The sequence below is a fragment of the Streptomyces sp. W16 genome, assembly GCF_033194735.1.
Taxonomy (GTDB): Bacteria; Actinomycetota; Actinomycetes; order Streptomycetales; family Streptomycetaceae; genus Streptomyces.
On the sequence record NZ_JAWOAI010000418.1, the window covers coordinates 1 to 9,011 of the forward strand.

Below are 9,011 nucleotides of genomic sequence, written 5' to 3' on the forward strand. Positions count from 1 at the left end.
CATCACCGAACTCGCCACCATGGCCGCGACCGTCGGCCGGATCCCCGAGCGGCGCAGGCCCGAGCCCGTCGCCCAGATCCCGCGCCCCGCGCCGGTGTTGTCGGTCCTCGACCTCGCGATGCCGCGTGACGTGGACGCCGCCGTGCACCGGCTGGCCGGGGTGCGGCTGGTGGACATCGAGTCGCTCGCCGAGGCTTCGGCGGACGCTCCGATGGCGGCGGACGTGGACGCGGTACGGCGTATCGTCTCCGACGAGGTCGCGGCCTTCGGGGCAGCCCTGCGGGCCGCGCACATCACGCCGACCGTGGTCGCCCTGCGTGCCATGGCCGCCGATGTCGTGGCGAACGAGATCGCCCGGCTCGACGGACGGCTGCCCGGCCTCGACGACAAGCACCGCGCCGAGATCACCCAGACCGTGCGGCGCGTGGTGGACAAGCTGCTGCACGCGCCGACCGTACGGGTCAAGCAGCTCGCGGCCGAGCCCGGCGGCGCCGGGTACGCGGACGCGCTGCGCACCCTGTTCGACCTCGACCAGGAGACGGTGGCCTCCGTCTCGCGGGCCGAAGAAGACTCTGAGAAGAACAGCAAGAACCGAGGGCCAGCATGAGTAAGAAGGCACTGAGGCTCGGCACTAGACGGAGCAGACTTGCTCTGGCCCAGTCCGGGTTGGTGGCGGACGCCGTGAGCCAGGTGACCGGACGGCCCGTCGAGCTCGTCGAGATCACCACCTACGGCGACACCTCCCGCGAGCACCTCGCCCAGATCGGCGGCACCGGGGTCTTCGTGACCGCGCTGCGGGACGCGCTGCTCGGCGGTGAGGTCGACTTCGCGGTTCATTCGCTGAAGGACCTGCCGACCGCGCAGCCCGAGGGCCTGGTGCTCGCCGCCGTTCCGGAGCGCGAGGACCCGAGGGACGTGCTCGTCGCCAAGGACGCCCTGAAGTTCACCGACCTGCCCCGCGGGGCGCGCATCGGTACGGGCTCCCCGCGTCGTACGGCCCAGCTGAACGCGTACGCGCGCGGCCACGGCCTCGACATCGAGACGGTCCCGATCCGGGGCAACGTCGACACCCGGATCGGCTTCGTGCGGGACGGTGAGCTGGACGCCGTGGTCCTGGCCGCCGCCGGACTGAGCCGGATCGGCCGGCTCGACGAAGTGACCGACTTCCTGTCGGTCGACACTGTTCTGCCCGCCCCCGGCCAGGGGGCCCTGGCGATCGAATGTGCCGCGGACAACGCGGACTTGATCGCGGCACTCGGCGAGCTCGACGACCCGTTCACGCGGATCGCCGTGACTGCCGAAAGGTCCCTGCTCGCCGCCCTGGAGGCCGGCTGCTCCGCCCCTGTGGGCGCGCTGGCCGACCTTCTGGCCGACGGGCAGATTGTCAAGGAAATGCGCCTGCGCGGAATAGTCGGCACGACCGACGGTTCGCGTACGGTGCAGCTGTCCACCACCGGTCCCGTGCCCGAGACGCATGACCAAGCACTGATGCTCGGTCGCGAACTCGCCGCCGAGATGCTCGCCCAGGGCGCGGCCGGTCTGATGGGGGAGCAAGCCAAGTGAGCCCCACCACTCTTCCCGCCGCCGGTCCGGAACACGGGCACGTCACCTTCCTGGGTGCCGGACCCGGAGATCCGGGACTGCTCACACTGCGCGCCGTGGAGGCGCTGGCGAACGCGGACGTTCTCGTCGCCGAGCACGAGGTGCTCGACGTCGTACGTGCGCACGCCCGACCAGGCGTGGTCGTCGTGCATCCGGAATCGGGTCCTTCTTCGGACTCGCTCCCGGGCACGGGCACGCCTCAACTAACGGTCGTTGACGGTGCGTCAACAACCGTTGGCCTACCCGCTGTGCGGGATGCGGCACATCTTGTCATGGAGGCCGCGCGGGGCGGCAGGCGGGTCGTGCGTGCGGTGTCCGGGGACCCCGGACTAGATACGTACGCCGCAGAGGAAATGCTCGCCTGCGTGGCCGCCGGTGTTCCCTTCGAGGTCGTGCCCGGTGTCGCCGCGGCCGTCGGCGTGCCCGCGTACGCCGGTGTCCCGCTGCGGGACGCCCAGGGCGCGGACGTCCGCTTCGTGGACGCCCGTACCGCGTCGGACCGCTGCTGGACCGAGGTCGGCGCGTCGGACGGCACGGTCGTCGTGTCGACCTCCCTGGACTCGGTGGCCTCGGCCGCCGGCGAACTGGTGGCGGCCGGCCGTAAGCCGGACACTCCGATGACGGTCACAGTGGCTGGTACGACCACTCGTCAGCGGACCTGGTCCGCGACGCTCGGCACCATCGCGCAGACGCTGAAGCAGGCGAAGGTGCTGCCGTCCCCGGACGGTGGCCGGCCGGTGATAGCCGTGGTCGGTGAGCGTTCCGCCGCCGCCCAGCGCGACCAGTTGTCGTGGTTCGAGTCCAAGCCGCTGTTCGGCTGGAAGGTCCTCGTCCCGCGCACGAAGGAGCAGGCGGCCTCGCTCTCCGACCAACTCCGGTCCTACGGCGCCGTTCCGCACGAGGTGCCGACGATCGCCGTCGAGCCGCCGCGGACGCCCCAGCAGATGGAGCGGGCGGTCAAGGGGCTGGTGACCGGCCGGTACGAGTGGATCGCCTTCACGTCGGTCAACGCGGTCAAGGCCGTGAGTGAGAAGTTCGAGGAGTACGGGCTCGACGCCCGTGCCTTCGCGGGGATCAAGGTCGCGGCGGTCGGTGAGCAGACCGCCAAGGCGCTGATCGCCTTCGGCGTGAAGCCGGATCTGGTGCCGAGCGGGGAGCAGTCCGCGGCCGGGTTGCTGGAGGACTGGCCGCCGTACGACCCCGTCTTCGACCCGATCGACCGGGTGTTCCTGCCGCGTGCCGACATCGCCACGGAGACTCTGGTCGCCGGGCTGATCGAGCTCGGGTGGGAGGTCGACGACGTCACCGCCTACCGGACCGTGCGGGCGTCGCCGCCGCCGGCGGACACGCGGGAGGCGATCAAGGGGGGTGGCTTCGACGCCGTTCTCTTCACGTCGTCGTCGACCGTGCGGAACCTGGTGGGGATCGCGGGGAAGCCGCACAACGTGACGGTGATCGCGTGCATCGGTCCCGCCACGGCGAAGACGGCCGAGGAGCATGGGCTGCGGGTGGATGTGATGGCGCCGGAGCCGTCCGTGCACAAGTTGGCCGAGGCGTTGGCGAACTTCGGGTTGCGGAGGCGCGCGGCGGCGGAGGAGGCGGGGGATCCCGTCACTCGGCCGAGTGAGCGTCGGCCGGGGGCTCGGCGGCGTCGTACGACCTGACGGCCGGGGTCCGGTCCGGTATCGCGGTGAGCGCGGTGGTCCTCAGGGGCCGCCGCGCTCTTCGCGTGCCGGTTCTTCGCGTGCCCCCAGCTCTTTGCGTGCCCTAAATACTTGAGCTCTCCATCACTTCCCCGGCTATCTTCACGTCATGTCCATGCTCTGACCGGCATGGGGATGAGGGGGAGTGCATGAGCCACGGGGGCTTGCCGCTCGACGGGATCGTCGCGGGGCATCGGGTGAGAGCGCGCCGGCTGATCCGGCTCAGTCCGCGCCAGCGGGAGGTGGCCGAGCTGGTGGCGGGCGGGTTGAGTGATCCGGAGATCGCGGTCCGGTTGTTCATCAGTCCGCGCACGGCGCGGGCGCATGTCGCCGATGTGCTGCGGCACTTGGAGGCGACCAGCCGGGTGGAGATCGCCTGTGCGGTGGTGCTGGCCCAAGTCGGCGGTTTCCCAGGGTAGTTACCTTCCGGTAACTGGCTGGGGAGCCGATGTGCCGCACGTGCCCGCCCGGTTGACTGGCCTGGACCAGATCAACGGGGCTGTCGAAGTGCCGTCACGGCGCTTCCTCAAGGGGGAACCACACCATGCACAGACGCAATCGTCTCGGTATCGCCTGCGCGCTGGCCGTCGGCGTGCTCACCGCCGGTCTCGTCGCGGGCCCGGCGTTCGCCGACGACGAGTCCGAGGGGACCGACGACACCGACCCGTCGTCGACGGAGATGGCCACCTCGAACGCCCTCTCCGGCGCGATCACCGACGACGCCGACGAAGCCGCCTCGGACACCGAGGGCAAGGCCGCCGCGTTCGCCAAGGCCTGGCGGGTGATCGCCGAGTTGGCCACGCTGCCGGACGACGACGACGCCACCACGACGGACGCCGGCGGGGCGACCGCCGCCGTCACGTACAAGACGCTCACGATCACCACGCAGATGCAGCAGCGCTCGTACTGGTGCGGCCCGGCCGCGGGCCGCGCCACGCTCACCGCCTTCGGTGTCACCAAGACGCAGGGCTCGATGGCCACCTCCATGAGGACGACCGTGGGCGGCACGGCCGCCTCGAAGATCTACCCCGTCCTGAACACCTACGAGAGCCGCAACTACTACTACGACGACAAAAACACCACCAGCGCGAAATACCTCTTCGCCCGCGCCAAGACCGACATCGGCAGCTTGAAGGCCCCGCTGATCCCACTGGTCCAGGGCCACTCCCTGCCGATCTGGACCAGCAACGGCTACCACGGCCTGCACTTCATCAGCCTCTACGGCTACGGCAGCGACGGCGTCTCCATCAAGTACTTCGACCCGGCCGATGCGGACGTCCTGTACGGTCGCCACGTGGTCAACCGCAAGTACGTCTACGCGGCGATGAACGCCAAGTTCGGCAGTGACGCGAAGGCCGACAACGAGCTGGTGTGGTAGTGGTCCGGCGCTCCCGGCTGCTGGTGCCGCTGCTGTGCGCGGCGGCACTGCTGGCCACCGGATGTGACGGCAACTCCACGGCCGCGGAACGGACTTCGGCCTCCAAGGCCGCCCTGACCCCGCTCCGGCTGAAGCCGGTCTCCCCGGTGCCGCGCGTCCTGGCGAAGCTCGCGCCCGACGGCACCCTGGGCATGCCCAAGGGCTGGAACATCGACAGTTCGGGCGTGGTCCGCTCCGGGCGGAACCTGGCCTTCCTCGCCGTACCGCCCACCGGCTCGGCGTCCGACGGCCAGGGTTCCCAGACCTGGGTAGTGGACCCCGCCACCGGTACGGCCCGGCGCTACCGGCAGGTCGATTCCGGCTGGACGGCCAACACGGTCACCCTGGGATCCGGCTGGCTGCTGCGCGTGGAGAGCCGTCAGCTCGACGGCTCGGCCTGCGGGGAGGCGGACTCGCAGGCCGCGGACTGCTACCGCTGGCGGCTGTACGGCCAGCCCCTCACCTCGTCCAGGCCGGTGCTGCTCGCCGAGTCGGCGCACTCCGGTCGCCAGAGCCAGGTGCCGCATCCGCTGGCCGACGGCGGCTCCTTCGTGTGGGAGGAGGCCGTGACCGGCGCCAAGGCGGGCGTCTTCCGCTGGACGCCGGGCGGGGGCAAGGCCGTACGTGTCCTGACCCGCGCCGGCTTCGGTCAACTCGACGTGGACGGCACCACCTTGTACCTCACCGAGGGCAAGCTGTCGCAGGACGGCGGGACCAGTACCCGTACCACCTACCGCGTCGGTCTGCGGCAGCGGTCGGCGGTCGCCGCGAAGGTGGCGACGTTCACCGGCGGCGGCGGCTTCGCCGTACGGGGCGGGCGCATCGCCTACTACCCGCGCCCCGCCGACGAGAACACCAGGATCAAGGTCCTCACGATCGGCGCCGGGACCGCTCCGGTCGAGGTGGGCAAGACGGTCAACGGCTTCTACACCGTCGACTGGATCACCAGGAACCGTCTGGTGACCTGGTCGATCAGCGGATACGCCCTGAACGACGTCCGACAGCCCACCAAGGCGACCGTCTTCGCCGCCGACGCGGTCGGGCTCGGCGTGCCCAGGGGCTATGACGACACCTTGTACGTCGTCTACGACCCCTACCAGTTCGCCGATTCCAGGGGCGCCAAGCCGACTGTCCTGGCCTGGCGGCACTCCTCGTCGTGAGACGCCCCACGGGCCGACTGGCCGTCGGCAAAGGTACCCGTGGGGCGGGCGTAGCGTAGAAGTCATGACGACGTACGGATCCTTTCCCGGCTCGCGCCCCCGGCGGCTGCGGACCACCCCCGTCATGCGGCGGATGGTTGCCGAGACCCGGTTGCACCCGGCCGACTTCATCCTCCCGGCGTTCGTGCGGGAGGGGGTCAGCGAGCCGGTGCCGATCGCTGCCATGCCCGGGGTCGTGCAGCACACGCGGGACAGTCTGAAGAAGGCCGCCGCCGAGGCCGTGGCCGCCGGGATCTCCGGGATCATGCTGTTCGGGGTGCCGGAGGAGAGCAAGAAGGACGCGCTTGGGACGCCGGGGACGGACCCGGACGGGATTCTGCAGGTCGCGCTGCGGGATGTGCGGGCCGAGGTCGGGGACGAGCTGCTCGTCATGTCCGACCTGTGTCTCGACGAGACGACCGACCACGGGCACTGCGGGGTGCTCGACGAGCAGGGGCGGGTCGACAACGACGCCACCCTGGAGCGGTACGCCGAGATGGCTCAGGTGCAGGCCGACGCGGGAGCGCATGTCGTCGGGCCGAGCGGGATGATGGACGGGCAGATCGGTGTCGTCCGGGACGCGCTCGACCAGATCGGGCGGGAGGACGTCGCGATCCTCGCCTATACGGCCAAGTACTCGTCCGCGTTCTACGGCCCGTTCCGTGAGGCCGTCGGGTCCTCGCTCAAGGGGGACCGCAAGACGTACCAGCAGGACCCGGCCAACGCCCGTGAGTCCATGCGGGAGTTGGCGCTCGACCTCGAAGAGGGCGCCGACCTGGTGATGGTGAAGCCGGCGGGGCCCTATCTGGACATCCTCGCGAAGGTCGCCGAGGCCGTGGACGTGCCGGTCGTCGCCTATCAGATCTCCGGCGAGTACTCGATGGTCGAGGCCGCCGCCGAGAAGGGCTGGCTGGACCGGGACCGGGCGATCTTCGAGACGCTGACCGGGATCAAGCGGGCCGGGGCGCGGAACATCCTGACCTATTGGGCGGTCGAGGCAGCGCTTAAGCTGCGCGACTGAGACAGCAGGTCTCGCGGGTGGGCAGGGGGCAGCGGTGTACTGGTTCGTCGAGGCGTTGCGGAAGTACGCGGACTTCGACGGGCGCGCGCGGCGCCTGGAGTACTGGGTGTTCGCGGCGGTCGTCTACGTCGGCTGTGTCGTGCTGGGCGGTCTCGGCGCCTCGGAGAAGTCGCCCGCGCTGCTCGTCGCCGTGTTCGTCTTCGGTGTGATGCTCCTGCTGCCCGGGCTGGCCGTGACCGTCCGGCGGCTGCACGACACGGACCACTCGGGCTGGTGGTCCCTCGTCGGTCTCGTCCCGTTCGTCGGCACCGTCGTCATGCTGGTCTTCCTGTTGACGGAGAGCGAGCCGGGCGGGAACCGGTTCGGCCCGTGTCCGAAGCGGATCCCGGCGCACGCCTGACCGTTCTCAACGTGAGGACTGCGCGGTCGCGGCCGGTGTGGGGGTCGTGCCCGACGGGCCCTCGTCGCGTACGCCCATGCCGTCCTTGCAGCCCGTGAGCAGCAGCGCGGCGAGTACGGCCGCCGTCGCGGTGGCCAGGAGGCGGACGCGGGTGGTGCGGACGGGCATGGGTCCCCCTGTCGGAGCGAAGCGGTGTGTGGGTGCAGCTTGGGCGGTCGGGCCCCGCGGGCGCTACGGCCGCTGCCGGATTCGGGACGCCTGGACCGTCCCGTCGGCGCTGACCTGCGGGGATGCCGTCCGTTCCGGGCGTGGCACGGGACGCCGGGACCCGTCCCTCGCACTGGGCACCATCAAGTCCCGCCGGGAGTTAGGTTGTTGACCACTGGATTGAGCACCGCTCCGGTTGTCCTTCGAATGACCCACTCTTCTGGGAGACACGCATGCCCGGTGACGCCCTCAGCCAAGATCCCGCCGAGCTGAGAAGGAGGATCGACACCACCAAGGCGCACCCGGCCCGTGTCTACGACGTCTTCCTCGGCGGCAAGGACAACTACCCGGTCGACCGCGAGGCCGCAGCCGCCGCGCTCGCCCACAACCCGCGCGGTTATCTCGACGTCCGGCACAACCGGGACTTCATGCGCCGCGCGGTGACCCGGCTGTCGCAGGAGCACGGTGTCCGCCAGTTCCTCGACATCGGCACCGGACTGCCCACGGCGGAGAACGTGCACCAGATCGCCCAGGGCATTGCCCCCGAGTCGCGGATCGTGTACGTCGACAACGACCCGGTGGTCCTGGCGCACGCCCGCGCGCTGCTCACCAGCACGGACGAGGGCCGTACCGACTACATCGACGCCGACCTGCGCCGCCCGGCCGACATCCTCGAACAGGCCGCCAAGACCCTCGACTTCAACGAGCCGATCGCGCTGCTGCTGGTGGCGATCCTGCACTTCGTCGAGGACGAGGAGGCGTACCCGCTGGTGCGCGAGCTGGTGGATGTCCTGCCGTCCGGCAGCCACCTTGTGCTCAGCCACCTCACCGACGAGATCCACCCGATCCCGACCCGCGCGGTCCAACGGACCTACACGGAGCGGGGGTTCACCTTCGTGTTCCGCACGAAGGCCGAGGTCGAGCGGTTCTTCACCGAGGCCCGGGGGATCACCCTGGACGAGCCCGGTGTGATCCCCGCCCACCAGTGGCACCCCGGTCCGGCACCGGCCCCGCCGGCGGTGGAGCAGGCGTACTTCGACGGCCTCGACGACATCGAGAAGATCACCTACCGGGACATCAACGATGTGACGGACGACGACATCAACGTCTACGGCGCGACCGGCACGAAGGCCTGACTGTCCTGGCGGACTCAATGACGTCCGGATCGCGGAAACCCGTTTGTAGACGGCAGGTACTTTCCTAGGCTGCCAGGCATGACCGTCACCGAGCCAGTCCCCGCCTCCCTTGCCCCTCTGCCGCCGTTCGCCGCGCGGGCCCGTGCGATCGGCGGTTCGCCGGTACGGGACATCCTCGCCGTCACCGCCCGCCCCGAGGTGATCAACTTCGCGGGCGGGCTCCCGGCCCCCGAACTCTTCGACGCCACCGGTATCGCCGCGGCCTATCAGGCGGTCCTCGCCGAGACGCCCGCGCAGGCGCTGCAGTACGCGACGACCGAGGGCGA

At 70.4% G+C, this 9,011-nt stretch carries 9 protein-coding genes and 2 pseudogenes; 10 read left to right on the top strand and 1 reads right to left on the bottom strand.

Features of this window, described 5'->3' with window-relative positions:
• The 8 genes and pseudogenes from R6V09_RS38445 to R6V09_RS38480 all read left to right on the top strand — a co-directional run.
• Window positions 1–607 (top strand): annotated as a pseudogene (locus R6V09_RS38445) (glutamyl-tRNA reductase); the annotation flags it as partial.
• Window positions 604–1,563 carry a hydroxymethylbilane synthase gene (gene hemC, locus R6V09_RS38450; protein WP_317886118.1) on the top strand — a complete coding sequence of 320 codons (960 nt, stop codon included), beginning with the start codon at window positions 604–606 and terminating at the stop codon, window positions 1,561–1,563. The pseudogene R6V09_RS38445 and the gene hemC, both read left to right, overlap by 4 nt.
• Entirely contained in the window at window positions 1,560–3,266 is a 1,707-nt protein-coding gene (locus tag R6V09_RS38455; RefSeq protein WP_317886119.1) for a bifunctional uroporphyrinogen-III C-methyltransferase/uroporphyrinogen-III synthase, read from the top strand. The genes hemC and R6V09_RS38455 overlap by 4 nt, the downstream gene beginning before the upstream one ends.
• A 188-nt stretch (window positions 3,267–3,454) precedes the next feature.
• Window positions 3,455–3,724, top strand: a complete 270-nt coding sequence (locus tag R6V09_RS38460; protein ID WP_317886120.1) for a helix-turn-helix domain-containing protein — start codon at window positions 3,455–3,457, stop codon at window positions 3,722–3,724.
• Window positions 3,725–3,849: 125 nt separating this feature from the next.
• The gene (locus R6V09_RS38465) at window positions 3,850–4,683 is read left to right on the top strand and encodes a C39 family peptidase (protein ID WP_317886121.1); all 834 of its coding nucleotides are present in this window, start codon (window positions 3,850–3,852) and stop codon (window positions 4,681–4,683) included.
• Entirely contained in the window at window positions 4,677–5,882 is a 1,206-nt protein-coding gene (locus tag R6V09_RS38470; RefSeq protein ID WP_317886122.1) for a hypothetical protein, read from the top strand. The genes R6V09_RS38465 and R6V09_RS38470 overlap by 7 nt, the downstream gene beginning before the upstream one ends.
• Before the next feature lie 64 nt (window positions 5,883–5,946).
• The gene (gene hemB / locus R6V09_RS38475) at window positions 5,947–6,942 is read left to right on the top strand and encodes a porphobilinogen synthase (RefSeq protein WP_317886123.1); all 996 of its coding nucleotides are present in this window, start codon (window positions 5,947–5,949) and stop codon (window positions 6,940–6,942) included.
• 34 nt (window positions 6,943–6,976) lie between these two features.
• Window positions 6,977–7,342, top strand: coding sequence for a DUF805 domain-containing protein (locus tag R6V09_RS38480; protein WP_317886124.1), 366 nt, complete (start codon window positions 6,977–6,979; stop codon window positions 7,340–7,342).
• Window positions 7,343–7,348: 6 nt separating this feature from the next.
• On the opposite strand, the gene R6V09_RS38485 is transcribed toward R6V09_RS38480, so the two are convergent.
• Window positions 7,349–7,510 carry a hypothetical protein gene (locus R6V09_RS38485; protein WP_317886125.1) on the bottom strand — a complete coding sequence of 54 codons (162 nt, stop codon included), beginning with the start codon at window positions 7,508–7,510 and terminating at the stop codon, window positions 7,349–7,351.
• 272 nt (window positions 7,511–7,782) lie between these two features.
• Between R6V09_RS38485 and R6V09_RS38490 the strand changes: the two genes are divergently transcribed.
• A complete protein-coding gene (locus tag R6V09_RS38490; protein WP_317886126.1) occupies window positions 7,783–8,685 on the top strand; it encodes an SAM-dependent methyltransferase in 903 nt (300 codons plus the stop codon).
• 78 nt (window positions 8,686–8,763) lie between these two features.
• Window positions 8,764–9,011: pseudogene (locus R6V09_RS38495) on the top strand (PLP-dependent aminotransferase family protein); the annotation flags it as partial.